This is a genomic window from Citrobacter sp. CFNIH10, from assembly GCF_002934585.1.
GTDB lineage: Bacteria > Pseudomonadota > Gammaproteobacteria > Enterobacterales > Enterobacteriaceae > Citrobacter_A > Citrobacter_A amalonaticus.
In genome coordinates this window covers 2,210,597-2,234,833 of sequence record NZ_CP026216.1, presented here as the reverse complement: position 1 = coordinate 2,234,833, position 24,237 = coordinate 2,210,597, and the positions used below count along the sequence as shown (strand labels likewise).

General features: G+C 50.8%; 22 protein-coding genes, 1 tRNA gene and 2 pseudogenes. 13 read left to right on the top strand and 12 right to left on the bottom strand.

The features are described from left to right. Nucleotides 1–26 precede the first annotated feature (26 nt). The 4 genes from C2U53_RS14260 to evgA all read right to left on the bottom strand — a co-directional run bounded on the left by C2U53_RS14260 (nt 27) and on the right by evgA (nt 5,461). Nucleotides 27–545 carry a fimbrial protein gene (locus C2U53_RS14260; protein ID WP_042999413.1) on the bottom strand — a complete coding sequence of 173 codons (519 nt, stop codon included), beginning with the start codon at nt 543–545 and terminating at the stop codon, nt 27–29. Between the two features lie 116 nt (nt 546–661). Then, nucleotides 662–1,186, bottom strand: coding sequence for a LuxR C-terminal-related transcriptional regulator (locus C2U53_RS14255; protein WP_044254092.1), 525 nt, complete (start codon nt 1,184–1,186; stop codon nt 662–664). Nucleotides 1,187–1,646: 460 nt separating this feature from the next. Next, nucleotides 1,647–4,835, bottom strand: a complete 3,189-nt coding sequence (locus C2U53_RS14250; RefSeq protein WP_246876153.1) for a transporter substrate-binding domain-containing protein — start codon at nt 4,833–4,835, stop codon at nt 1,647–1,649. Then, entirely contained in the window at nt 4,832–5,461 is a 630-nt protein-coding gene (gene evgA / locus C2U53_RS14245) for an acid-sensing system DNA-binding response regulator EvgA (RefSeq protein WP_042999412.1), read from the bottom strand. Before evgA ends, C2U53_RS14250 begins: the two co-directional genes overlap by 4 nt. Before the next feature lie 469 nt (nt 5,462–5,930). On the opposite strand from evgA, the gene C2U53_RS14240 reads away from it, so the two are divergent. The 4 genes from C2U53_RS14240 to hypT all read left to right on the top strand — a co-directional run bounded on the left by C2U53_RS14240 (nt 5,931) and on the right by hypT (nt 9,234). Then, nucleotides 5,931–6,617 carry a nucleoside recognition domain-containing protein gene (locus C2U53_RS14240; RefSeq protein ID WP_042999411.1) on the top strand — a complete coding sequence of 229 codons (687 nt, stop codon included), beginning with the start codon at nt 5,931–5,933 and terminating at the stop codon, nt 6,615–6,617. After that, nucleotides 6,614–7,075, top strand: coding sequence for a YjiG family protein (locus C2U53_RS14235; RefSeq protein WP_042999410.1), 462 nt, complete (start codon nt 6,614–6,616; stop codon nt 7,073–7,075). The genes C2U53_RS14240 and C2U53_RS14235 overlap by 4 nt, the downstream gene beginning before the upstream one ends. Before the next feature lie 13 nt (nt 7,076–7,088). Then, nucleotides 7,089–8,255: a beta-aspartyl-peptidase gene (iadA, locus tag C2U53_RS14230; RefSeq protein WP_044254084.1), complete on the top strand. Its 1,167-nt coding sequence runs from the start codon at nt 7,089–7,091 to the stop codon at nt 8,253–8,255. A 70-nt stretch (nt 8,256–8,325) separates the two neighbouring features. After that, nucleotides 8,326–9,234, top strand: a complete 909-nt coding sequence (gene hypT, locus C2U53_RS14225) for a hypochlorite stress DNA-binding transcriptional regulator HypT (RefSeq protein ID WP_042999408.1) — start codon at nt 8,326–8,328, stop codon at nt 9,232–9,234. 7 nt (nt 9,235–9,241) lie between these two features. On the opposite strand, the gene C2U53_RS14220 is transcribed toward hypT, so the two are convergent. After that, nucleotides 9,242–9,976: an aspartate/glutamate racemase family protein gene (locus C2U53_RS14220; RefSeq protein WP_042999407.1), complete on the bottom strand. Its 735-nt coding sequence runs from the start codon at nt 9,974–9,976 to the stop codon at nt 9,242–9,244. A gap of 450 nt (nt 9,977–10,426) precedes the next feature. On the opposite strand from C2U53_RS14220, the gene C2U53_RS14215 reads away from it, so the two are divergent. The 4 genes from C2U53_RS14215 to C2U53_RS14200 all read left to right on the top strand — a co-directional run bounded on the left by C2U53_RS14215 (nt 10,427) and on the right by C2U53_RS14200 (nt 14,766). After that, nucleotides 10,427–11,470, top strand: a complete 1,044-nt coding sequence (locus tag C2U53_RS14215) for a TRAP transporter substrate-binding protein (protein ID WP_051642301.1) — start codon at nt 10,427–10,429, stop codon at nt 11,468–11,470. 73 nt (nt 11,471–11,543) lie between these two features. Then, nucleotides 11,544–13,418, top strand: a complete 1,875-nt coding sequence (locus tag C2U53_RS14210) for a TRAP transporter large permease subunit (RefSeq protein WP_042999405.1) — start codon at nt 11,544–11,546, stop codon at nt 13,416–13,418. 117 nt (nt 13,419–13,535) lie between these two features. After that, nucleotides 13,536–14,300: an SDR family NAD(P)-dependent oxidoreductase gene (locus C2U53_RS14205; protein ID WP_054176822.1), complete on the top strand. Its 765-nt coding sequence runs from the start codon at nt 13,536–13,538 to the stop codon at nt 14,298–14,300. 46 nt (nt 14,301–14,346) lie between these two features. Beyond that, nucleotides 14,347–14,766 carry an RbsD/FucU family protein gene (locus C2U53_RS14200; protein WP_044254078.1) on the top strand — a complete coding sequence of 140 codons (420 nt, stop codon included), beginning with the start codon at nt 14,347–14,349 and terminating at the stop codon, nt 14,764–14,766. Nucleotides 14,767–14,806: 40 nt separating this feature from the next. Here the strand turns inward: C2U53_RS14200 and C2U53_RS14195 are convergent, their stop codons facing one another. Next, nucleotides 14,807–15,841 carry a LacI family DNA-binding transcriptional regulator gene (locus C2U53_RS14195; RefSeq protein WP_042999402.1) on the bottom strand — a complete coding sequence of 345 codons (1,035 nt, stop codon included), beginning with the start codon at nt 15,839–15,841 and terminating at the stop codon, nt 14,807–14,809. A gap of 143 nt (nt 15,842–15,984) precedes the next feature. Between C2U53_RS14195 and C2U53_RS14190 the strand changes: the two are divergent. The 5 genes and pseudogenes from C2U53_RS14190 to C2U53_RS14170 all read left to right on the top strand — a co-directional run. Next, a pseudogene (locus C2U53_RS14190) lies at nt 15,985–16,206 on the top strand (DDE-type integrase/transposase/recombinase); the annotation flags it as partial. Between the two features lie 804 nt (nt 16,207–17,010). Then, nucleotides 17,011–17,445, top strand: a complete 435-nt coding sequence (locus tag C2U53_RS14185; protein WP_044254073.1) for a VOC family protein — start codon at nt 17,011–17,013, stop codon at nt 17,443–17,445. Nucleotides 17,446–17,506: 61 nt separating this feature from the next. Then, nucleotides 17,507–17,668, top strand: a complete 162-nt coding sequence (locus C2U53_RS14180; protein WP_225738836.1) for a GNAT family N-acetyltransferase — start codon at nt 17,507–17,509, stop codon at nt 17,666–17,668. A gap of 134 nt (nt 17,669–17,802) precedes the next feature. Then, nucleotides 17,803–18,375 carry a DUF1349 domain-containing protein gene (locus C2U53_RS14175; protein ID WP_104446038.1) on the top strand — a complete coding sequence of 191 codons (573 nt, stop codon included), beginning with the start codon at nt 17,803–17,805 and terminating at the stop codon, nt 18,373–18,375. A gap of 39 nt (nt 18,376–18,414) precedes the next feature. Beyond that, nucleotides 18,415–19,401 (top strand): annotated as a pseudogene (locus C2U53_RS14170) (MFS transporter). A 236-nt stretch (nt 19,402–19,637) separates the two neighbouring features. Here the strand turns inward: C2U53_RS14170 and arsC are convergent. The 6 genes from arsC to C2U53_RS14135 form a co-directional block, all read right to left on the bottom strand. After that, nucleotides 19,638–20,063 carry a glutaredoxin-dependent arsenate reductase gene (gene arsC / locus C2U53_RS14160; RefSeq protein WP_099433728.1) on the bottom strand — a complete coding sequence of 142 codons (426 nt, stop codon included), beginning with the start codon at nt 20,061–20,063 and terminating at the stop codon, nt 19,638–19,640. Nucleotides 20,064–20,075: 12 nt separating this feature from the next. Next, nucleotides 20,076–21,365, bottom strand: coding sequence for an arsenite efflux transporter membrane subunit ArsB (gene arsB, locus C2U53_RS14155; protein WP_104446037.1), 1,290 nt, complete (start codon nt 21,363–21,365; stop codon nt 20,076–20,078). Nucleotides 21,366–21,412: 47 nt separating this feature from the next. After that, nucleotides 21,413–23,164, bottom strand: coding sequence for an arsenite efflux transporter ATPase subunit ArsA (gene arsA, locus C2U53_RS14150; protein WP_042999395.1), 1,752 nt, complete (start codon nt 23,162–23,164; stop codon nt 21,413–21,415). Nucleotides 23,165–23,181: 17 nt separating this feature from the next. After that, the gene (gene arsD, locus C2U53_RS14145) at nt 23,182–23,544 is read right to left on the bottom strand and encodes an arsenite efflux transporter metallochaperone ArsD (RefSeq protein ID WP_000855179.1); all 363 of its coding nucleotides are present in this window, start codon (nt 23,542–23,544) and stop codon (nt 23,182–23,184) included. A 47-nt stretch (nt 23,545–23,591) separates the two neighbouring features. After that, nucleotides 23,592–23,945 carry an As(III)-sensing metalloregulatory transcriptional repressor ArsR gene (gene arsR / locus C2U53_RS14140; RefSeq protein WP_042999394.1) on the bottom strand — a complete coding sequence of 118 codons (354 nt, stop codon included), beginning with the start codon at nt 23,943–23,945 and terminating at the stop codon, nt 23,592–23,594. A 207-nt stretch (nt 23,946–24,152) separates the two neighbouring features. After that, nucleotides 24,153–24,226, bottom strand: a tRNA-Gly gene (locus C2U53_RS14135). Nucleotides 24,227–24,237: the final 11 nt, after the last annotated feature.

Here is a 24,237-nt window from a genome sequence, read left to right as displayed (position 1 = left end):
ACTCAGGGCCACGAGTGGCCCTGCTTTTACTGATAAGTTACGGTGAAAGAGGTTGACGACTTGGCCGACCCTGCTCCGACAACGCCTGTGGCCATATATTTCGCGAAATAGGTCAACGTATTGTCGATGTCTTCCTGCAATGCCACGCTAGCCGAAGAAGTACCGACCGGGATCAATGTCGCGCTGTCCTGTTCATAAATAGCGACGCCAACATTTGTCGCAGTCTGACCTGTGGTCAACGCCAGAATCGAAGGGTTAGTCGTATTGGTGGTACCGTCAAATCGAACACTGGCGCTGGTTACACTTGCCGGACAGGATTTCAGCACAATGTTGAAGCGCTTAGCGGCAGCTGTTGCACCACTTCCACCAGAAAATGCCGCCGTTGAAACGGTTCCAAGCTCAACGGGTTGTGAAATCGCGGAAGGATCCACCACACACGCCGTTCCCGTAATGGTTCCGTTAAAGTTAATTACGCCATCGGCTGCATATGTCGCCTGTAGAGCAGACAGCGATAAAATCGCAGAAATCAGTGCTAATTTTTTCATATCGTAAAATCCTGATAGTTAAGTTAATATTTAATTAAAAGCGTTGATGTTAAAAACAATTATTTCTGCACTCACCTCCTCTGCATATTCTCGTTTCCCGACATTAACGCAACAATTTATGTAAGGTCAGGCTCATGAACACAGGGTTTGCACATTCTTATTCGCGCGATATTTCGATACAGAGATACACGATTACCGAGTTGAAGTTTAAATATCAGACTGCGACGGTGTGCATAGAATGTCTTCATCGACATGCCCAATAACTCACCAATCTCATTCGCCTCCATTCCTTTTTGTATACAATCAAGAACTTCACTTTCCCGGAATGAAAGCGTGTATTTCACCCGATAAGCATACCTGGAGTCATTGACAAACAGGCATGAGAGGATTTCATTTATCCGGCGTCTCTTATCAATGAAAGTTATATCTCTCAAATGGCATAACGCGTAGTAGTCGAGATCATTGGTGATAAATGCAATGATCTTCCTGCCAGGAAACAAATACTCTGTACTCCGTTGAAGGAGCGACTCATCGACATCGACTATAGTGTAATTTTCATCAATTAACTCCGGCGTTAACAACGCACTTATGCCGACAATAAAAAAATAATCATCAGAAAAAACGGAGTCTGACAATTTCATAGAACTTCCCTTTTCGACACTTCCTGCTTGCTGTTTTAACGTCTGTAAGTCGCCACATGTTTCGCTGTAAAATTTACAGAAAATAATTCAGCATGACATCACAAAAGTCGTGGATTTCGTAAGAAAACATAAAAACGATCGTTTCTACTATCTTTTTACTTTCAAAAGAACAACGATCCACACCTGGCTATTTTTGTCAAAACAAAAACCCAGAATATGCAACAAAAAACAGAATTAAACACTAGCTATATGGATAGGTTTGGTTTAATGATCCGGGCGTGTTTGATAGTTGAAACTTGTAATAAACCAAAACATGGATTTTTCTTAGGAAATATACCAGGTTTAATTAACTAATTTTATTCTGTTGGAACAGGGCTTATTTTACCTGGTTAACACAGGAGCAACATCAGCGATGCCTTATTATTCTGTCAGGCACCGCCTACACATGTAGGAAGGAAAATTAAGGTGTGAATTTCTCGATTGCCTGCTCCAGCTCGTCCAGTAGTGTCTGGATATACTCAAGCTCAGCAGGCAGTTCGGTGACAGTCATTGCGTCCGGGAGTTTATCCTCCAGAGACTGTGAAGCCTTCATTAAAGTCTCAACCCCCAATAACTGAGCAGTCCCGTTAATGCGATGAATATGATGTTTAACCAGACGATAATCACCAGACTCACTGGCGTTATAAGCCGCCGTTAAATCACAGCGATTTTCTTCCTGCGCATCTTTTAATGCGCGAAGCATCAATGCCCGATTCCCTTGCGCCAGCATCGCCAGTCTTTCGAGATCAAATGCCGTGTCGTGGGTATCACTGACGCCGGAGAGTAAATGAGAGAGTTGTGACAACGTGATGGGTTTGAAAAGACAAGCATTCATGCCCGCCGACAGACAACGTTCGCGCTCGTGCTCCTGCGCCGTTGCCGTGAGCCCCCAGATGACAAGCGTCGTATTACTTTTTCTGACCTGGCGGGCAAGCTCAATACCATCCATAACCGGCATATTGAGATCGGTAATCAACAAGTCATAATTTCCTTGCTGAAGATAATGCAATGCAATCTCGCCATTGTCGGCTTCATCAGCGATGATACCCAGCGTCATAAGCTGACGTTTCAAAAGTAATCGGCTGAAAGGAAGGTCATCCGCGATTAATACCCGGAGTGTTGTTCCTTGCAATACTGGCAGAGGCGCGTCAACGTCCGCAACGGTAGGCGTGATATCAAACGACGTCTGGACTGGCAGGCTCAACGTAACGGTCGTCCCCCGATTCACCTCACTTTGCAGTTCGATTGTCCCTCCCATTTGCCTCATTAATCCCCGACTAATGGCTAATCCGAGCCCCGAACCGCGGTGATGTTCTCCCGCTATTCCCTGGCTAAAGGCGGTGAATAAACGACGTTGTTCTTCTTCGCTCATTCCCGGCCCAGAATCACGCACCGAGATCACCAGCGTTTGCTCACGCTTGACCGCAGAAATTCGCACATCACCACGTTCGGTAAATTTCACCGCGTTACCGATAATATTGGTGAGAACCTGCCCCAGTAATTGGGGATCCAGTCGCATCGCCTCGCGTGCCTCTAAACGAGAATCGTAACGTAGCGCGATCCCTTTTTGCGCCGCCAGCGCGCTGAATAATGCAATGTTGTCTTGTATCAGGCTGTCCGGATATTTCCACTGGGGAACGGTCTCTAATAAGCCCGATTCGATCTTCTCCAGATCGAGGATCTCGCCAATAAGTTTTAATAACGAACGTGAGGCCTGGGCCGCCTGGTCCACTGATGCTTTATCTTCCGGGCTAAACTTCGCAGGAGAAAATTGCAGGAGTTCAAGAAATCCCATAATGGCACTTACCGGGGTTCGTATCTCATGGCTCATGTGAGAAAGAAATTCCCGCTTCTCTTCATTGGCCCTGAGAGCCCGGTTTCGTTCCTCTTGCAGTAAGCGTTGAGAACGTTTTCTGATACGAACTTCCCGCACCAGATAGACTGCCCATAACAAGGTGCTGAGTACCAGTAACGACGCTAAGGTAGCCACCAGATAAAAAGGCCTGTTATATAATTCCCAGGTATCTATTTTGACATCCGGCAGACGAATCCATTTACTGACGATCTGCAGGACCTCTTTTTGCGGAATATCATCTAACGCTTTATCCAGAATTTGCCGTAACTCCGGCTCAGAGCGGGGCACCGCGAAACTGATTGCCGCGGGTTCTTCTCCGGTAAGCGGTATCCAGGAAAGCTGATCGGGATAGTAATGCTCGCTCAGATAACGCGCGGTCAGCTGATTCGAAATGGCGGCATCCACTTTTCCTGTTGCGACCAGATTCAATGCCACGCTGGAATTTTCCACCTCTTCCCACACAATGCCTGAATATTTCGCCTTCAGTGTGGCCAGTAAAGTGTGATCGGCGCTGATTGCAACATGGTTACCGGGCCGCAGCGCATGCTCTTTACTTTCCTCTTTTCTGATCACGGCCACGAACTGTGTGGTGATAAATGGATGCGTAAAAGAGAGATAATCTTCTCGGCTGAGATCATAGGTAGCTGCCTGCACAATATGCCAGTTACCTTTCTTCATCTCTGCGACCATCTCTTTATTCGATTTGACGACCACCGTCTCAAACTGAATACCCGTTTGTAAGCCAATCAAATTAAGGACATCGCCAACAATACCCCGCGTTTGCTGGCTTCCATCAACCATCGTGTAAGGGGCAAACCAGGGATTGATAATCACACGGAGTGTTTTGTGATTATTTAACCACTGCTTTTCGCGTGGCGTCAGGTCCAGAGGTTCAATCAGGAAGGAGAGATTGCCTTTATCAATCATCGACTGGGCAATTTGCCCATGGATGTTTTCATCAATTGCGCTAAGGGTATTGTTCACAATTTCCCGCAGCCGTTGCTGTGCGGGCAAAAATAAAAAGTAGCTCTTTCTCTGTGGCGCAGGCCAATACTTCACCGTTGTCAGCGCAAGACTGAACTCCTGGGAAAGCCAGGTGCTGGTCGTGAGTGAATCGCCGAAAAACCAGGCATTGCGCCCATTATTAACAGAATTCAGCGCTTCCTGGTAACTGCCATAGTTATCGATCTCGGCATCGGGAAAGGACTGGCGGATAAAATCGACATCTGGATAGTGATTAACAATCGCTACCCCCGTACGTTGTGCGCTCTGCAATGGCGCCATAACGTTGCCAAGAGAGGTGACTAAATTGGGCCAGGAATGAATCAGTGGCAGAGAAACCTGAACACTTGCTTCACGCCAGGATTGACTCTCCAGCCCGGTCAATACCATATCGACCTCTCCCTTTTTTAACGCCTCAACAGCGTCAGCCTGATCCGGATACGCCATCACACTTATTCGTGTATTAAGGGAATGTTGAATCAATGCCAGATAATCAGCATTCATTCCCCGATAACGTCCAGTCAGCGTTGTCATAACAAGCGGCGGCTGAACGGGCTCATAAACGGCGACTCTGAGACTTTTTTTCTGCTGCAACCAGCGTTTGTCATCCTCACTCAAATAAACCGGTACAGGCGATATATAATTGAATCCTGATAGTTCCAGCTCAACGGGAAGTCTTAGTTGTGCGTAAACAGCACGCCCGCCGATGGATAAAATAATGAGCACCGCCATCAGCCATTTATTTATCATCATGTCAGCTTATTCTGATGAGCAAACGAGAGCAGTTCGATTAATGATTTACAGCCGAGTTTTTCCATGAGCCGCGTTTTATAAGTACTGACGGTTTTACCACTAATATGCATCGCCTCACCAATTTGCGAATTGTCCAGACCGTTAAGCACATGCCCCATGACTTTCATCTCTTGTGTCGAAAGGGATTCCAGACGCTGCGCATCGGTGAGGATTTCGGAGGCTTCTTCGGAGAAAAATGGAAAATAGGTATACCCATTCTGTGCGGCATTAATGGCCGCCAGGATATTATCCATGTTCTGCTTTTTACTGATAAACGCGTTCGCTCCCGCCTGTGCACAGCGCTTGCTGAAGTAACGATCGTTTTTCGCTGAGACGACCACTAACACGCCGTGATAGTGATTCGCTCTGAGTTTCTCCACCAGCTCTACCCCATTGACGCCGGGGATCTCAACGTCAATAACCACAATATCCGCAGTCGTTTTTAGCAAACTCTTCAGCGCAATCGCCCCGTCCTCATACTCTCCGAGAACCGTAACGCGATCTTTCTCCAGTACACCACGAATAGCCATACGCGCCAGAGGATGGTCGTCCACGATAATTGCCGTGCGGGAACGCATTCCACTCATAATTCCCCCAAAGATCGTGATGTTCTAAACACGCTATGTCATTAATAATAGCGTAAACGATACGGTAGATTACCCTCTACATTAACCTTTGTCGTGCGGAGTACTTCACTGTTCTCATCACTTCCCCCACCCTGGCTGTATATATTTCACTGGATACTCACTCATATGCGATCGTGATGACTGAGGCTATTGCACATCATGAAGCGATGTTCTGAATGTTTAAAACCATGCCGTTGAATCCACTATCCTTACAAAAATGGAAAAGAAATTATCTGGCAATGTTAAAACGAGGCAGAAATTGGCGGGTCGTTTTAATCCTGATATTTCTGTCACCCTATGCAAGAAACGCATAGCGCGAAACATTCTGGCATTTTCCCCATATCCCTATGGCTGGTAAGGTCATTGAGTTCGGGCCACTTCTGGCCTGTCGCAACAAACACACATTATCAAAAAAAAAACGGGGTTCGCTATGGCGCAACAAGGGGAACAGGCGGCGCTGCCGCTTGCAACAGAAAAGGTCGGACTTAAGGGATATCTGGCATTTTTTCTGACCATCATTTTCTTTTCCGGCGTATTTTCCGGAACGGAAGGTTGGTGGCGTGTTTTTGATTTTAGCGTGCTGAACGGTTCGTTTGGTCAGATCGCGAATGGCGCGGCACAAACGACCGTCACCTTCCGGGGCGCGGGCGGTACGGGCGCAAAAGATGGTTTTCTTTTCGCGCTGGAACTTGCGCCGTCAGTCATTTTGTCACTGGGCATTATTTCTATCACCGACGGTCTTGGCGGATTGCGTGCGGCGCAACAACTGATGACGCCGATCCTGAAGCCGCTGTTGGGCATTCCGGGCATCTGCTCGCTGGCGCTTATCGCTAACTTACAAAATACCGATGCGGCTGCAGGTATGACGAAAGAACTGGCGCAGGATGGTGAAATCACCGAGCGCGATAAAGTCATTTTTGCCGCATACCAGACCAGCGGCAGCGCGATTATTACCAACTATTTTTCCTCTGGCGTTGCCGTCTTCGCGTTTCTGGGAACGTCTGTTATCGTCCCGCTGGCCGTGATTCTGGTGTTTAAATTTGTCGGCGCCAACCTGCTACGTATCTGGATCAACTTTGAAGAACGCCGTAACCCAACGCAAGGAGCACAAGCATGACCACTCAGGTACGCAAAAATGTCATGGACATGTTTATCGACGGTGCCCGCCGCGGCTTTACAATTGCCACCACTAACCTGCTGCCAAACGTGGTGATGGCGTTCGTCATTATTCAGGCGCTGAAAATCACCGGTTTACTTGACTGGGTTGGACACATTTGTCAGCCCGTCATGGCACTTTGGGGACTTCCTGGTGAAGCCGCCACCGTGCTGTTAGCGTCGCTGATGAGTATGGGCGGCGCGGTAGGCGTTTCCGCCAGTTTGCTCACTGCAGGAGCATTAAATGGTCACGACGTCACGGTTCTGCTCCCGGCGATATACCTGATGGGTAACCCGGTACAAAACGTGGGTCGCTGCCTCGGTACCGCCGAAGTGAACGCCAAATATTACCCCCACATCATTGCGGTATGTGCCATCAACGCATTACTGTCGATCTGGGTTATGCAGCTTATTGTTTAAAAAGGGAATTATCATGCCTGATTTATCCTTCGCAGAATTTACGTTACTGCAAGGTGCGCACCTTTATACCCCTGAAGATCAGGGGATTTGCGACGTGTTTCTCGCCAACGGCAAGATTATTGCCGTTGCACGCGATATCTCGCCTCACATTGTGCCGGATTGTAAGGTTATCAATCTCCAGGGACGGATCCTGTGTCCTGGCTTTATCGATCAGCATGTACACCTGATTGGCGGCGGTGGTGAAGCGGGCCCCACGACCCGAACACCAGAAGTCAGACTGAGCAGACTGACCGAAGCCGGGGTCACGACCGTCATTGGTTTGCTCGGCACCGACTCCGTAACCCGTCATCCGGAATCACTGCTGGCGAAAACCCGAGCGCTGAATGAAGAAGGGATCACCGCCTGGATGCTAACCGGCGCTTATCATGTCCCTTCACCGACGATCACCGGTTCCGTCGAAAAAGATGTGGCGCTGATCGATCGCGTTATCGGCGTAAAATGCGCCGTCTCTGACCACCGCTCTGCCGCGCCTGGCGATTATCAACTGGCAAACATGGCAGCAGAATCTCGTGTGGGTGGCCTGCTGGGCGGCAAACCGGGTGTCAGCGTGTTCCATATGGGCGACAGTAAAAAGGGGCTCAAACCGCTGTACGACATTCTCGAAAATAGCGATGTGCCGATGAGTAAGCTGCTTCCCACCCACGTAAACCGCAATGAGGCGTTGTTCGAAGAAGCACTGGCCTTTGCGCTCAAGGGCGGCACCATCGACATCACCAGCGGTATCCCCGATCCGGTTGCACCGGCTGAGGGGGTTGCTCGCGCAGTCAAAGCCGGTGTACCGCTTGCCCGGATAACGGTCAGTTCTGATGGTAATGGTAGTCAGCCGTTGTTTGATGATGCCGGAAAACTCACCGGAATTGGCGTGGCGGGCTTCGAGAGCTTGCTTGAAACCGTGCAATCGCTAATCAACGATTACGGATTTACCCTGACCGACGCACTGCGTCCGTTGACGACCAGTGTGGCTACCTTTCTTAACCTGTCCACTAAAGGCGAAATCGCCCCCGGTAAGGATGCCGACCTGCTGGTGATGACGCCGGAATTGTGTATTGAGCAGGTTTATGCTCACGGCAAACGCATGGTGGTTGACGGGAAAGCCTGCGTGAAGGGTACTTTCGAGTAAGCGCAATCGGTTGTCAGCCGTGTGAATGCCCGTAAAATGGCGCAGACAGACGGCTGACAGGTGATGATAAATGGATGTGAGTGGTGCAGGTTTGTATAACATTGAAACGAAATGGCTTTATGACTTTCTGACGCTGGAAAAGTGCCGAAACTTCTCCCAGGCCGCGATTATTCGTAATGTCTCGCAACCCGCCTTCAGCCGTCGTATTCGCGCCCTGGAAAACGCGGTCGGGGTTGAATTGTTCAATCGTCAGGTCTCGCCACTGCAACTCTCCGAACAGGGCAAAATCTTTCACTCTCAGATACGTCATCTGCTACAACAGCTGGAAAGTAACCTGGCTGAACTCCGTGGCGGCAGCGATTTCACACTGCGTAAAATTAAGATTGCCGCTGCGCACTCCCTTTCACTGGGGCTGTTACCCGGTATCGTCAGCCAGATGCCAACCCAGTTTACCTGGTCGGTTGAGGCGATCGATGTCGATCAGGCGGTCGATATGTTGCGGGAGGGGCAAAGCGACTTTATCTTCTCTTATTATGACGAAAACCTGCTCCAGCCACCGTTTGCCAATATTCACTTGTTTGAGTCACAACTGTTTCCCGTCTGTGCAAGCGATGAAAACGGAAAACCGCGATACACACTCGACCAACCCGCGTTCCCGTTGCTCAACTATAGCCAGAACTCCTATATGGGGCGGCTTATCAACCGAACGTTAACCCGCTATACCGAGCTGAGTTTCAGTACATTTTTTGTCTCTTCGATGAGTGAATTGCTTAAGCAGGTTGCGCTGGACGGTTGTGGAATCGCCTGGCTCCCGGAGTATGCGATTCGTCAGGAGATTCGTAATCGACAGCTCATTGTGCTGAACCAGGACGAGCTGATTATTCCTATTCAGGCTTATGCTTACCGGATGGATACGCGGATGACGCCCCTGGCGGAGCGGTTCTGGAAAGAACTGCACCATCTGCATACTGTCCCCTGAGCGCAATTCAAACGCAGGCAACCTGCTGCACAGGCTCATCCATCTGCGTATCTGGCCATGACTCATACCAGCGAATGGCGGCGTGTACCAGAGACGCGGTTGAGTCAATAAACCGGCACCCAAAATTGCTCTCATGCCCGGCCACAATTAACGGGATCTCGGTGCAGCCCATAATAATGATCTGCGCACCATGGGAAATCAGTCGCTCAATTTGTGGAAACAGCAACCTTTGCGCGGTGGCTTTATCTCCGCTTTTCAATGCGTAAATTGCCTGCATCACCTGCGCCTGCCCCGCCTCTTCCGGCTGAATCAGTGAGAGCCCCTGCGCAGTCATTTTTTTCTGGTATAACCCTGTCGCAAGCGTGGCGTTTGTTGCCAGCAGGCCGACGCGAGTCACGCCGGGAGGAATTTCACTCAGCGTGGCATCCAGAATGCTGATCATTTCCGCCTTTGCCACTGCCCGTAAATCATCAAACCAGTAGTGTGCGGTGTTACAGGGTATGACGATACACTCAGCCCCTGCATCTTCCAGCATATGCAGATAACGCTCCAGATAGTGCAAGGGAGAGGGGCCGCCAGAAAGCAGACAGGCTGTACGATCGGGAATGTCCGGGATTGAGCTAACGATGAGCGGGATATGTTGCTGATCGCAGTTGGCGCTGCGCAATTCAACAAATTTTTCCAGCATGTCCGCCGTTGCTGCGGGCCCCATGCCGCCCAGAATCCCAATGGTATGTTTCATCATCTGCACCGTGCTTTCTCTGTCATTTCAATTGACACTATCACCTTGATGCTTATGTAAAAAATGCCATTTTCTAAGCAGCTATGCGTAAAAGTTATCACCTGACAGACGCGAATCGGTTTACACAGACTACTGTCTGCGCTCCCGGGCACCAACGACGTACCGGTTTCTGTAGCCTGCCTCACTAAACAGTGACTAAACAGCGAACACCCCGTTTCGGTTTTGTAACACGCGCCCGGAAATTAGCGATACCCGCCACAAAATTCACATATCACTCATCTTGATGAAAGGAAGCATATTGCATTTGCACAGTGAGTCGGATAGCGTCTGTAACGTTACACTAAAACGTTACAGAAAACAGAATCAGCGACTTTTTCGTTAAACCAGCTGGCTGCGTCCACCTTGCCAGATGGCGTTATCACGACCTCTACACTGTGAGAAAGGATAATCATGATGAAAACAACCCCGTTTCGTTCAGCCAGACGTTTTCTGGCACTCGCTTGCCTCAGTAGCGCCCTGATTGCAGGCAGTGTGCTGAGCACTTCAGCACAGGCAGCAATCAATTTTCGTGTTTACTCGTCTCTGCCAGGAGATGACTCCTCTGCGCACTATATTTGGTTCAACCGCTTCCAGGAAAACCTTAATAAAAACGAGAAGTTAAAAGGACAGATTAAGCTTAATTACTTTGCCAACGCCATGCTGGGAAAAGAAGCCGATGCAACACAGCAGGTCCGTATCGGCGCCATTAACATGATGATTTCAGGGACCTCAATCTGGGCCACGCTGGTGCCGGAAGTCGGTGTGCTGGATCTGGGATATCTGTTTAAAGACTATGACCAGGTCGGGAAAGCGCTGGACGGCAAAGCCGGTGAGCAGCTTTCTAAACTGATGATGGATAAAGCAAACGTAATGGTGCTGGGCTATGGCTATAACCTTGGCGCGCGCAACGTGTACACCAAAAAGGCAATTGAAAAGCCGGAGGATTTAAAGAATCTGAAAATCCGCGTACTGCCGGTGCCTAACTTTATCGCCACGCTGAATCACATGGGGGCGGTGGCCATTCCCATGCCGGGCGGAGAAGTCTATTCCAGCCTGCAAATGGGCGTGATCGATGGCGTCGAGCATGATGCGCCCACCATCTATGCCAGCAAATATTATGAAATCATCAAAAATGGCACGTTGACCCGCCATAGCTATAACCCGCTGATGATTGCCATGAACAAGAAGAGCTTCGAGCAGATCCCAGAGTCATTACGTGCCGACGTGCTGGCCGCAGCGAAAGAGGCCACGGAATACGAACGCCAGCAGGCCAGCCAGAAAGAACTGGAAGCGATTAAAAACCTGGAGGCGAAAGGCGTCACTTTCCGGGAAACCGATCGCGCGTTCTTCGCACAGGCCGTACAGCCTGTCTGGAAAGCCTTCCTGGATAAATACCCGGATCTGAAACCGATGGTGGACGAGATCAGCGCCGCCGCGCCGAGCGACAAACCATAAGCCGAGCATCGTCGGCCTGTGGCGTTTAGCGGGTCGGCGATGTTGCCCACACAAACCATGAAAGGAGTTCATCATGGCTGATATCCCGATGAAAACAAAGGATGAAAAGTCTTTGTTGACGCTGTTGGGGCGGCTGAGTCGATTTCTGACCACGTTAACGTCCTGGGCCGGAGCGCTGGTGTTGTTTATCAACGTGCTGGTGGTATTTGCTTCGGTGATCTGGCGCTACGCCCTGCATTCACCGATCCACTGGGCGGAAGAGGTGGCGCGAGCGTTGATGATTGCGCTGGTCTTTTTTGGCGTCGCCACCTCAACCGGCCGAGGCGGACACATTGGCGTCGATCTGTTCTTACGCTTTCTGCCAGAAAGCGTTCGCCCTTACGTTGTTCATGCCAGCCGCTGGATCCTGTTTCTGGTCTCCGTTGGACTGGTCGTTTCCAGTTACGATCTGGTGCAGGCCGCGCGACTGCAAACCACCGAGACGGGTCTGCCGCAGACCATTTACGTGATTCCGGTATTAATCGGTTCCGTGGTGATGATGGTGGCTGCGCTGGAACATGCGCTGCATGAACGCGCAAAAGTGGTGTTGCTTAGCGGCGCAGGGATCATTGTGCTGGCGGCGCTGGGTTATCTGAAACTGTCGCTGATGGCCGATCCGGCCAGCGCGGCGGCGGGCCTGATGCTGATTTGCTTCGTGCTTGGCATTCTGGCCGGTGTGCCAATCGCCTTCACACTCGGCATGTCGGCAATGGTCTTTTTTATCTGCGACCCTTCCCTGCCGTTTGTCTTTTTCTCCCAGCAGGTAGCGGCGGGCGTTGACCACTTTGTTCTGTTGGCGATTCCGTTCTTCTTGCTCGCCGGAGCGGCAATGGAAATCAACGGCATGTCCACGCGTCTGGTCGAACTGATTGTGCGTGGTATGGGACGCTTTCGCGGCGGTCTGAACATGACCACCGTACTGTCGATGGCCTTTTTCTCAGGCATCTCCGGTTCCAAACTGGCGGATGTGGCCGCCGTCGGCGGAGTGTTAATGCCTGCGGTACGTCGCGCGAAGCAGGACAGCGAAGAAGCCGCCGGGGTATTTGCCGCCTCCGCGGTAATGGCGGAAACCATTCCACCCTGCGTGAACCTGATCGTGATGGGCTTTGTCGCCAATATTTCCATCGGCGCGTTGTTTATCGCAGGCCTCATCCCTGCAGCTTGCCTGTTGGTGCTGTTAATGGTCGCCGCCAACCGTTTCGGCGGGAAAATTAACGTCAGCGAAGCCTATCCGGTATTACGCCCGCGGACTCAGCTTTACCTCGGTGCCGCTGTCGGTCTGGTCATGATCTTCATGATTGGCCGCGGGGTCATGATGGGGATCGCCACCTCCACGGAAATTTCCGCCTTCGCAGTGATCTACGCCATTGTGGTGGGTCGCCTGGCGTTTGGTGAGCTGACGCTGAAAGCCACAGTGAAAATGTTCGTTGATATTGCGGCAATGTCCGGCGTCTTGCTGTTCATCGTGGCCTGTGCGACCAGCCTTTCTTATGCCCTGACCATTCAAATGATCCCACAACAGATCGCTGAACTGCTGGTTGGCATTGGCATGGAGCAAGGGGCCTGGCTGTTCCTGATATTGACCATTGTTATTCTGATCATCTTTGGCGCGGTTCTTGAAGGTGCGCCTGCGCTGATCATTTTCGCCCCGATTCTGGTGCCAATAGCCATTCAGCTTGGCTTTAACCCGCTGCACTTTGGCATTGTGATGATCATGGCGATGGGCTTTGGTCTGTTCTCACCGCCGATCGGCCTGGGTCTCTATACCACCTGCGCCATTTGTGGCGTGGAGATGAAGCACGTCATCAAACCGATGGCGAAATATCTGGCGGTGGTTTTTGTCGGCATCATTATTGTCGCCATGGCGCCACCATTAACCACCTGGCTGCCCGGACTGGCCGGCTACTGATAATGAAGTCCTGTATTTGCCACGCTCAGGTGGCAGGGATATCCACGCACAAAAAACGGTAAAACGATGTCACGTCATTACCTGATGCCGTTTAAATATGAATAATGGGAGTATGAAATGGGATTATTAACGGGTAAAAAAGCGTTTATTACAGGTGCAGAACAAGGCATTGGTAAAGAGAGCGCGAAAAAACTGATTGAGGCGGGATGCGATATTTATATTCATTATTTCAGTGGCGAAGAAGGCCCACGGGAATTAATGGCGCTCGCCGAACAGCAAGGCTGTCGCGCGGCCTGTGGTTTCGCCGATTTAACCGATGAAGAAGATGCAGCCCGCTGTGTGGCACAGGCAGCGGAATTCCTCGGCGGTATCGATATTCTGATCAATAACGTTGGCGGCATTATTGCCCGCAAATGGCTGGGTGAGATTGAGCCACATTTCTGGCGCACGGTGATCGACGTCAATATGACGACGATGCTGAATGTCACTCAGCAGGCATTACCGTGGCTGAAGGCCGCGCCAGACGGCGCCAGTATTGTTAACCTGGCCTCCCTGGCCGGGCGCTCTGGCGGCCATGCGGGTTCTCTGGTCTACTCCACCACCAAAGGCGCGGTGCTGACCTGGACTCGCTCGCTTGCCGCGGAGCTCGGTGAACACGGCATCCGCGTCAATGCCGTTGCGCCGGGACTGATTCTCGGCACGCGTTTTCATAATCAGCATACTACGCAGGCCTCTGCCGAGCAGACAATCCAGGCCATTCCTCTGGGACGCGCGGGCACCCCGGAAGATGTGGCAAGGGTCATCTGTTTCCTCGCTTCTGAATATGATGGCTTCGTTTCCGGTGCCACCATCGATATTAACGGCGGTATTTACCGGGCATAAAAATGCGGCGGGCGATAATGCCCGCCAGTTTTAAAAGGTATGACATATGATCAAGTCAGATATTATTCATCCTGATTTATTACAGGCGCTGGCACAGTGCGGACACAAGGCGAATATTTTAATCACCGATGCCAATTACTCTTTTCTAACCAATACTTCTGCGCAGGCACGGATTATCTGGCTTAATTTCACTCCAGGGATGATCGGGAGCGTCGTCATTCTGGAGAAAATCCTTGGCTATATTAATGTGGAAAAAGCCACGTTAATGGCAAGCCCGGCGGATTTTGATAATACGGTCGAGCGTGAATACCGTGGCATGCTTTCTGAGGCGATCGAAGTTGAACATGTTGAACGTAACGCGTTTTATTCGCTGGCCAAATCGTCTGACACGCTCCTGGTCATCGCCTCCGGCGAAACCCGCCGCTTCGCCAATATTCTGCTGACCGTAGCCCCAACGCTGGTATGACAGAGCGAGAAGAACGTATCGTTCTTCTCGTGCCTCGCCGCTACTGTACCGATTGTCGGGAAACCAGCGACGGAGGGAACAGAAACTCCTCTGGCGGAATGGCCGGATTTTCAGTCCGCTCGATCAACCGCTCCACCATCACTTCTGCCATCTCCCGAAGCGGCGGCATGATGGACGTCAGGCCAGGGAAAACCAGTCCGGAGAGCGGAATATTGTCGATGCCCACAATAGAGATCTGTTCCGGCACATGGATCCCGGCCTGATGCAGACCAGCCATCAGCCCAATGCCCAACGCATCGTTGATCGCGACAATACCATCCGGGAACACCGGCTGCTGGCTGATTTTTAACGCCAGCGCCCGCCCGAGTTCTGTCATTTCTGTGTCGCCATAGGCCGCCATGGCCTGGCCTTCAACGATCATTCCTTCCCGATAAAGCCCGTGGTCTTGCACCGCGCGGAGAAAGCCCTCAATTTTGTGCGCACGGCTGGGGGTCATCCCTTCCACCGTGGCAAACGCGAGGCGACGGCACCCCTGTGCAATCAGGTGTTCTGCTGCCATTCGCCCGGCCTCAATGTTATCCATTGATACACTGTCCAGCGCAAAATGACCCGACTGAGCACGCACAGGCATACGGCCATCATAGTTCACCATCACCATGCCCTGCTCTGCCGCTTGCGCAAAATGCGCTTTTTCAATATCGCAGGCGGCAACGATAATCCCGCGGACGCCGTGGGAAAACATGTCGTCCAGAAAGGCTTCTTCTTCTTCAATTTGTCGGTAGGTATTTCCAATCAGCACCCGCAGTTGGCGCTTTTTGGCGGCCAGATCGACTTCACGGGCCAGGGCAGCAAAGCTGGGATTCACAATGGACGGCACCAGCAGACCAATCATTTTGGCCTGTCCGGTCTTGAGCTGTTGAGCCACCCGGTTTGGAAAGTAATTCAGCGTCTGCATGCTCTGCTGGATACGCGCCAGGGTTTCAGCCCGCATTTGATCGGTCCGACCGTTGAGCACATTGGATACCGTACTGACGGAAACGCCAGCATGCTTTGCGACATCACGAATATTCGCCATACATCTCCTTTGCGGCAATCGATGAATGGCGGAAGACACTCATACCCGGCATCGCCATCTTCTCAGGAATTATGAACTACAACGGTTTAGTGTAACGTTACAGACGGAGCTGTCAATGCAATGTATCAGGCATAATTAAGCAAGTGAACCACTCGCTGGCACTGGATGCGCTGCTGATTGCAGTCTGGCGACATAAACCTGACGACGAGGTTATCGTGCACTCAGACCAGGGCAGCCAGTACGACAGTGGCGACTGGCGGCGGTTCTGTTGGACCAATAACCTGGCCTCCAGTATGAGCCGACGTAGTAACTGCTGGGATACTGCGGTGGTCAAATCGTTCTTCAGTTCGCTGAAAAAAGAACGCCGTTATTCGTTAAGTGATAACTTTCAGATACAGTGCCGGTTAATCACGCTACTTAAACCCGGGAATCCCCTGACCGGGGTGTGATTGCATTGTGGCACATCAGAAGGAATTATTTCTCCAGTTCTCATGAACGCATGTCAATTAGCAGGACTGGATAGTCCTGCTCGGTTTATTATTTGAGTACGTATTATTTGATCGGCATTGTTTAAATAAACGCTAAACAACCACTCATTTAACATGGAGATACTGCTTTTATCCGTTAAGCTGTTCTGGCTAACAAACGAACAGCACTCCTGGAGGAAGCTGTCGACTCGAAATGGAAAACTTTTGGCCACCCGTGGCCTTTTTTCCTACCGTCCCAACCGTTATGTTAGCCCCATGACAACTGGCCTTGCTCACAGTGACCTGGTTTGTGGAATAACTCTTGTTTTCATTGCTTAGCCGCCTGCGCAGGCGGCTCTTTTTCAAGGAGGTAGCATGCCACTCAATAAAATGAAGCGTCATGCCATACTCCATACGCTCTCTATACCTGAACGTAAACTGCGCCCCCTAAAATGGCTTGCTCTCATCTCATCTCTGCTATTTATTTTACAACTGGCAATTGAGAGCCTGCTCTTAAGCGAATAGCAGAATAGTAATTCCTGTCCAAAGACTCAATCTGGAATGATTTTCTGATACCTGTCGGGTACAGAGCACAAATATTAACGTATTTTTTCAGCAATATAAGTTATACGTAGGGTTGTACCTTTGTTCAATTTCACAGATACAGGCCTGACTGACAGAGTGTGAATAAGGAAATGAGCCGTGGAAAACTATACGCTTCATCGTGGCAGACTTATCGACCATATCCAGCTCGTGGTAAACAACTTTGACGCAAGCAAAGCATTTTACACTGCTGTGCTGGCGGAACTTAAGATCCCCCTGGTTATCACAGATGACGATTATATCTGGGCTGACGAACTGGTCATTTCATCGGTAAAAAGTTCGGGGCCTGGAGGGGTGCCTACAGGACGGCACCATCTGGCCTTTCAGGCCACAGACCGTGAATCGGTGGACGCATTTTACCGCGCAGCGCTAAATCATGGCGGACGTGATAACGGCGCCCCCGCCGAACGAACCTACCATCCCGGATACTATGCCGCTTTTGTTCTGGATCCGGACGGTAACAATATTGAAGCTGTTTACCATGGTGAGGGCGATCGCAGTGCCCGCTCTGTAGAAATCAGCTTCACTGTCTGAGAAAACAGGGAGCATATTTTCCCCCTGTAGCTCCCGAAAACCGCAATGTAGAGCTTTATCTATGACCGTTATTCCGGTATCAGCTAAAGACTCGTTTGTCTGGCTGATCAATGATAACCCGGTGGCAATAGCCATCGTAACCCACAGAATGGACAAAGCGCATCTGACCGAATTTGGTGTGCTGCCCGAGTACCGGAGCCAGGGACTGGCAAAACAATGCTGATGTATCTATGCCAGAAATGCTGGCACCATTATTTACTGCGGCGGGTTATCAGGCTGAACCGTTATGCCAGTTTGAAATGGAACTGACATTTTAAACTATCGTTATGCTGCATTCCGGATGACAGGAGAACAATGATGAGTTGCAAGTTTGAATGGATCAATGAGCCCGCCGTATGGTGCTACGAAAATAACGCCCTGTCGGTAATCACAGATGATCACACCGATTTCTGGTGCCGTACCTGGTACGGGTTTGAGCGTTTTTCAGGTCACATCTACGCCACTGACGTAACAGATGATTTTACTTTTCAGGTCAGGATCCGCGCAGACTTCACCACACTCTATGACCAGGCTGGAATTATGATGCTCTCTGACGAACAGCACTGGCTCAAAGCTGGCATCGAATTTAACGATGGAGCACCTGCAATCGGGAGTGTACTCACGCAGGGATATTCCGACTGGGCTACAGGGCTCTTTCCCGGGGATCCGAAGGAATTCTGGCTGCGTCTGACCCGTAAAAAAGATGCGTTACGATTGCAATACTCCTCAGATGGACAGCACTGGCCATTACTTCGCTTATGTCATTTTCCCATGGGCCCAGTAAGAACGGGCGTCATGTGTTGTACACCTCAGCGCCAGGGGTTGGAGGTAGAATTTCTTGATCTCAGACTGACTCCTGCGATGGATAAAGAACTGCACGATCTGAGTTGATTAAAATCAAGGGATTATAAAAAAACGGAGAACCCGTTTATGAAGCCATTTACGGGACGCCTTAGCAGGTATGGCAGCGTTCTATTATTTCCACTGGCGATGGTCATCTACGATTTTTCAGCCTATCTGACCACGGATCTCATCCAGCCGGGCATCATCCACATCATCCGTGAGCTTCAGGCTGATATCACTCTCGCGCCTGCCTCTGTCAGTCTTTATATGGCCGGAGGTCTGGCGCTCCAGTGGCTCCTCGGTCCTCTCTCTGACCGGATTGGTCGCCGTCCCGTCCTGCTCACTGGTGCAATGATCTTTGCCCTGGCCTGTCTGGGCATGATGTTTGTCACCACGATCGAGCAATATTTTATTGCCCGTTTTATACAGGGAACCAGTATTTGCTTCATCTCCACCGTTGGTTATGTGTCAATACAGGAGGCCTTTGATGAAAAGGATTCCATCCGTATCATGGCTGCTCTGACCTCAATCGTATTGCTTGCGCCTGTCATCGGCCCACTGGCTGGAGCAGGTTTGATGTCCTTTATGTACTGTGAGTTCAACTGATGGACGCAACACACTTGTTGAACCGTTCTGCGGGTGATTATTGCCAGCATCATCGTCGCGAATTTTATCAAAGACCCCACTTCACCGCGCTTTATCTGGCGTACCGTTCCAGTTCAACTAAGCGGGCTGTGTATCCTTCTGCTTGGTAATCTGGGTTGGCCGCATGTCTGGTTATGGTCGGTGATGGGAATAAGTATTTATGCCCTCGGGACAGGAATGCTGTATCCCGTCCTGTTCCGTTTTGCGCTTTTTTCTCATTCCCTGCCTAAAGGCACCGTATCAGCAACCATTAACATTATTGCATTAAGTTTTATGGCGACCTCAGTAGAGCTGGCCCGCTGGTTCTATTTTCAGGCTGGTGGCAGGATAGCTTTCCATTTTCTGGCGATGGTGGCAGGAATTATCGTCATGATACTGGTTTTTCGTTTGTTAAAACTACGCCAGCAACATCTGAATCAGACCGTCTGAGAATATGAGTTACGGCTCTGCCAGCAAAATTGGCAGGCTAATAGATGGGGCTACGGCCCCATGTCCTGCATGGTACAGGTCGCTTCGAAACCGAACCTCCGGATGGTTTCAAGCATGGCCGCTGGCTTGACACAGTTTTGCTGCAACTGCAACTTGGTGAAGGAATAGTGCTCTGCCAGAAGATTCGGGTCTTATGCTCTGAGGCAGGAATAAGGGAGCATCTGCCCCCTTCATCTTTATTTCAATCGCTTACCTGTTTCATCAACGACTTTCTCGCCATCTTCCTTAGCAAATGCGCCTTTTTGCGCATCCGGAAGAATATCCAGTACCACTTCGGAAGGGCGGCAAAGGCGCGTTCCCAACGGTGTCACCACAATCGGGCGGTTAATCAGGATCGGATGCTGCAACATAAAGTCTAGTAATTGGTCGTCAGTAAACTTATCTTCCGCAAGCCCCAGTTCTTCATAAGGCTCGACGTTTTTACGCAGCAAAGCCCGGACGGAAATGCCCATATCCGCAATGAGTTTGACCAGCTCATCGCGAGACGGTGGATTTTCAAGGTAATGAATAACGGTCGGTTCATTACCGCTGTTGCGGATCATCTCAAGCGTGTTACGCGACGTACCGCAGGCCGGGTTGTGATATATGGTGATGTTGCTCATATCAGTATCTCATTACAAAGTGAAAGAGAGACGTAGCGCCAGCGCCGCCAGCGTTACAAACAGCACAGGCAGAGTCATAATAATCCCGGTGCGGAAATAGTATCCCCACGTGATGGTCATATTCTTCTGTGAAAGTACATGCAGCCAGAGCAGCGTTGCAAGGCTACCAATAGGTGTAATTTTCGGCCCCAGATCGCAGCCAATCACGTTAGCGTAGATCATCGCCTCTTTAATAACGCCGGTTGCAGTGCTTCCCTCGATAGAGAGCGCGCCAACCAGCACCGTAGGCATGTTGTTCATAATGGAAGACAGGATTGCTGTCAGGAAGCCAGTCCCCAGCGTCGCGACCCAGAGTCCTTTATCCGCCAGTACGTTCAGCACACCTGAAAGGTATTCGGTTAGTCCGGCGTTGCGCAGACCGTAGACCACCAGGTACATCCCCAGTGAGAAGATGACTATCTGCCAGGGTGCGCCACGCAGCACTTTGCCGGTGTTAATGGCATGGCCTCGTTTCGCCACAGTAAACAGTATTACCGCCCCAACTGCAGCAATGGTGCTAACGGGAATCCCGAGTGGCTCGAGGACAAAGAACCCAACCAGCAGAAGAATCAACACTATCCAGCCAGTTCTGAAGGTTGCCAGATCTTTAATCGCGTTTGTCGGTGCCTTAAGGAGAGCCCGATCGTAAGTCGGCGGGATATCCTTGCGGAAGAACAGATGCAGCATCACCAGCGTGGCAACAATGGCGGCAATATCCACCGGCACCATCACCGATGCATATTCAGTGAAGCCCAGACCAAAGAAGTCCGCCGAGACGATATTCACCAGGTTCGACACGATAAGCGGCAGGCTGGCAGTATCGGCAATAAACCCGGCAGCCATGACGAATGCCAGTGTCGTACCTTTACTGAACCCTAATGCAAGCAGCATGGCAATGACTATCGGCGTCAGAATCAGTGCCGCGCCATCGTTGGCAAACAGTGCCGCCACCGCTGCGCCGAGCAGGACGATATAAGTAAAGAGCAAACGGCCACGACCATTACCCCAACGTGAAACATGCAGTGCCGCCCATTCGAAAAAACCAGATTCATCGAGCAGCAGGCTGATAATAATTACGGCAATAAAGGTTGCCGTCGCGTTCCAGACGATATTCCACACCACCGGAATATCGCTTACATGCACAACGCCAGAAATCAAAGCCAGTCCTGCGCCCAGCGTCGCGCTCCAGCCGATCCCTAAACCCTTAGGCTGCCAGATAACCAAAACAATGGTCAGGACAAAAATAACGCCTGCCAGTAACATACATCCTCCTGACAGGGCGACTTTGCCGCCCTGTAAATACTAAAAAATTAACTCATCAACTTTCTGAGCTTTTCAATACCGGCGGGCTCTGACGCCAATACCGGAACGAGCGCTATACGGTCAGCGTGCTGATTCTTAACAACCTCAATCTGAGGCCGTTCCTGCCGGGCACGCTGGCAAAGCAACGGAGAACGCGTATCCGCAATGGAAAGGCTGTTATTGATAATCCAGCCCCACGGATGAATCCCCGCTCTTTCAAGGTCAGACTGCAGGTTTGCCGCTTCCAGCACCGGTGTGGTTTCAGGAAGCGTAACCAGCAGAACTTTGGTTCGCTCTGGGTCCTGAAGCTGCATCATTGGTGTGGTGAAATGTCCCTTTTCACCCATTTTTTTGGCAATTTCGCGGTGATACGCCCCAGTGGCATCCAGCAGCAAAAGCGTATGCCCGGTTGGTGCCGTGTCCATGACCACAAAACGCTTACCTGCTTCACGAATTACCCTTGAAAAGGCCTGAAAGACGGCAATTTCTTCAGTACAGGGAGAACGTAAATCCTCTTCCAGTAGCCGTTTCCCGGCCTCATCCAGATCCCTGCCTTTCGTCTCAAGAACATGCTGACGATAGCGTTCAGTTTCATCGTGAGGGTTGATTCGGCTGACCTGCAGATTCTTGAGGCTGCCGTTCAGCGTTGTACTCAGGTGCGCAGCAGGATCAGAGGTCGTGAGATGCACGTCAAATCCCATGTCTGCCAGCCTTACGGCTATAGCCGCAGCCATCGTGGTTTTCCCTACGCCACCTTTGCCCATCAGCATAATCAGGCCGTGTTCACTGCGAGCGATATCCTCGACCAGGCCAGAGAGCGATAAGTTTTCAGGCATGTACAGAACGTTCGTTGCCGGGAGCGGTAACGCCTCAGAATGGATATCCAGCAGTCCCTTCAATGCGGACACACCAACCATATTGACTGGCTGGAGTAATAAGGTATCTGTCGGTAGCTCAGATAAACCGACAGGAAGATTTGCCAGTGCCTCCTGCTCCCGTTGCCATATCGCAGCGGCAAGGGCGTCATGCTCTGCTTCGGCTTTAGGCAGCACACCATTAATCACCAGGTACTGGTTTTTCAGGCCAATTGCAGCCAGTTCTTCATGGGTGCGGGCGACTTCCTGCAGCGTAGATTTTTGCAGTCGTGCAACCAGAACCAGGCGGGTACGTTCAGGATCGGATAACGCCTCTACTGCATGAGCATACTGCTCACGCTGCTTTTCCAGACCGGCCATTGGGCCAAGACAGGAAGCACCATCTGGATTACTTTCAATGAAGCTACTCCAGGCACCGGGAAGCTGGAGAAGGCGAATCGTGTGGCCCGTCGGCGCTGTATCAAAAATAATGTGATCGAAGCGGGTCAGCAGGGAAGCGTCTGTCAATAAGCCGGTGAACTCATCAAACGCCGCAATCTCAGTGGTACAGGCTCCTGAAAGCTGCTCGCTGATACTGTTAACAACGTCATCAGGCAGAAGACCTTTGATAGGATCAACGATTCTGGCGCGGTATTGTTGGGCGGCTTCCTGCGGGTCGATCTCCAGAGCGGAAAGTCCAGGAACTGCTGTCACTGGGCGAATGGTATTACCGATAGCCTGATCGAATACCTGGCCGACATTGGAAGCTGGATCGGTACTGACCAGCAAAACCCGCTTCCCCTGTTCGGCAAGGCGGATAGCCGTCGCGCAGGAAATGGACGTTTTTCCTACACCTCCCTTACCGGTAAAAAACAGGTAAGGCGGGATGTTCTGTAAGAATTTCATATGTCCTCCTGACATACTCAGCAACAGGAAGTATTACCACCACAGCAGCTGGTGGGCGCTAACCCAACCTTCTCCAGCGGAATGCCGAACCAGCGAGCCAGCTCAGCGCGTTTTGGGTATCGCCCTGCCATCACCGTTTCGCCGTCCAACAGCAGCAGCGGAAGCCCTTCTGCTCCAGATGCTTCGAGGAATGCTTTCGCTTTCTCGTTCTGAACAAAGCTCATGGGCTGCTGCGCCAGGTTGTAACGTTCAACCTGTACGCCACGTCCTTTCAGCCACTGCACATCCGCAGAGAAATCAACCAGAACTTGATCAACATCTGAACCACAAACGCCGGTACTGCAGCACATCGCAGGATCAAACACGGTTAACGTTTTCATCTTTAACACCTCACATCCGTAAAAACATATATGTACAGGCAAATTTTTTAGATACAAACAGCCTTACCACTGCCAGAGCAGTTTGCTGATGCCAGCTTACGGGCGATGGCCTGTACGTCGTCCTGTTGGCTTAACCAGGCCTGCTCAATCACCTGAGCGGCCCAGGAAGGAATATGCGGGGATAAACGGTAGTGAACCCACTTGCCCTGTTTGCGATCCAGCAATAGTCCACTTTCCCGGAGCATTGCCAGATGGCGGGAGATCTTGGGCTGTGACTGTTCCAGCGCCGTACAGAGATCGCACACGCACAGCTCTCCCATCTCTCTGAGCAGCAACACAATGCCCAAGCGGGTTTCATCGGAGAGGTTTTTGAAGAGTTGTAGAGATGATAATTGTGGCATAAGTCCCCCCGGCTATTGTTTCGCAATATCTCGCTGTAACCGTACAGTGTCAAATTATATTTGAATTTCCATATATGAATAAAGCAAGACTTCTCACTAACCCTGTGAGGGTTATACCGTCGGTTACAGTAAGGAACTCAGCAAGGAGGCTTTAAGCTATTTCCCTTTGGATTCAGTAAACTGGAGAGTTTTAAGTATGAAGTGTCATGGAGCGGGCGAAGGGAATCGAACCCTCGTATAGAGCTTGGGAAGCTCTCGTTCTACCATTGAACTACGCCCGCTTTGGAGTGCG

Bases quoted from the DNA above. Each gene is read 5' to 3' on its own strand.
- C2U53_RS14260 (WP_042999413.1), bottom strand. From the start codon at position 545: ATGAAAAAATTAGCACTGATTTCTGCGATTTTATCGCTGTCTGCTCTA.
- C2U53_RS14255 (WP_044254092.1), bottom strand. From the start codon at position 1,186: ATGAAATTGTCAGACTCCGTTTTTTCTGATGATTATTTTTTTATTGTC.
- C2U53_RS14250 (WP_246876153.1), bottom strand. From the start codon at position 4,835: ATGATGATAAATAAATGGCTGATGGCGGTGCTCATTATTTTATCCATC.
- evgA (WP_042999412.1), bottom strand. From the start codon at position 5,461: ATGAGTGGAATGCGTTCCCGCACGGCAATTATCGTGGACGACCATCCT.
- C2U53_RS14240 (WP_042999411.1), top strand. From the start codon at position 5,931: ATGGCGCAACAAGGGGAACAGGCGGCGCTGCCGCTTGCAACAGAAAAG.
- C2U53_RS14235 (WP_042999410.1), top strand. From the start codon at position 6,614: ATGACCACTCAGGTACGCAAAAATGTCATGGACATGTTTATCGACGGT.
- iadA (WP_044254084.1), top strand. From the start codon at position 7,089: ATGCCTGATTTATCCTTCGCAGAATTTACGTTACTGCAAGGTGCGCAC.
- hypT (WP_042999408.1), top strand. From the start codon at position 8,326: ATGGATGTGAGTGGTGCAGGTTTGTATAACATTGAAACGAAATGGCTT.
- C2U53_RS14220 (WP_042999407.1), bottom strand. From the start codon at position 9,976: ATGAAACATACCATTGGGATTCTGGGCGGCATGGGGCCCGCAGCAACG.
- C2U53_RS14215 (WP_051642301.1), top strand. From the start codon at position 10,427: ATGATGAAAACAACCCCGTTTCGTTCAGCCAGACGTTTTCTGGCACTC.
- C2U53_RS14210 (WP_042999405.1), top strand. From the start codon at position 11,544: ATGGCTGATATCCCGATGAAAACAAAGGATGAAAAGTCTTTGTTGACG.
- C2U53_RS14205 (WP_054176822.1), top strand. From the start codon at position 13,536: ATGGGATTATTAACGGGTAAAAAAGCGTTTATTACAGGTGCAGAACAA.
- C2U53_RS14200 (WP_044254078.1), top strand. From the start codon at position 14,347: ATGATCAAGTCAGATATTATTCATCCTGATTTATTACAGGCGCTGGCA.
- C2U53_RS14195 (WP_042999402.1), bottom strand. From the start codon at position 15,841: ATGGCGAATATTCGTGATGTCGCAAAGCATGCTGGCGTTTCCGTCAGT.
- C2U53_RS14180 (WP_225738836.1), top strand. From the start codon at position 17,507: ATGACCGTTATTCCGGTATCAGCTAAAGACTCGTTTGTCTGGCTGATC.
- C2U53_RS14175 (WP_104446038.1), top strand. From the start codon at position 17,803: ATGAGTTGCAAGTTTGAATGGATCAATGAGCCCGCCGTATGGTGCTAC.
- arsC (WP_099433728.1), bottom strand. From the start codon at position 20,063: ATGAGCAACATCACCATATATCACAACCCGGCCTGCGGTACGTCGCGT.
- arsB (WP_104446037.1), bottom strand. From the start codon at position 21,365: ATGTTACTGGCAGGCGTTATTTTTGTCCTGACCATTGTTTTGGTTATC.
- arsA (WP_042999395.1), bottom strand. From the start codon at position 23,164: ATGAAATTCTTACAGAACATCCCGCCTTACCTGTTTTTTACCGGTAAG.
- arsD (WP_000855179.1), bottom strand. From the start codon at position 23,544: ATGAAAACGTTAACCGTGTTTGATCCTGCGATGTGCTGCAGTACCGGC.
- arsR (WP_042999394.1), bottom strand. From the start codon at position 23,945: ATGCCACAATTATCATCTCTACAACTCTTCAAAAACCTCTCCGATGAA.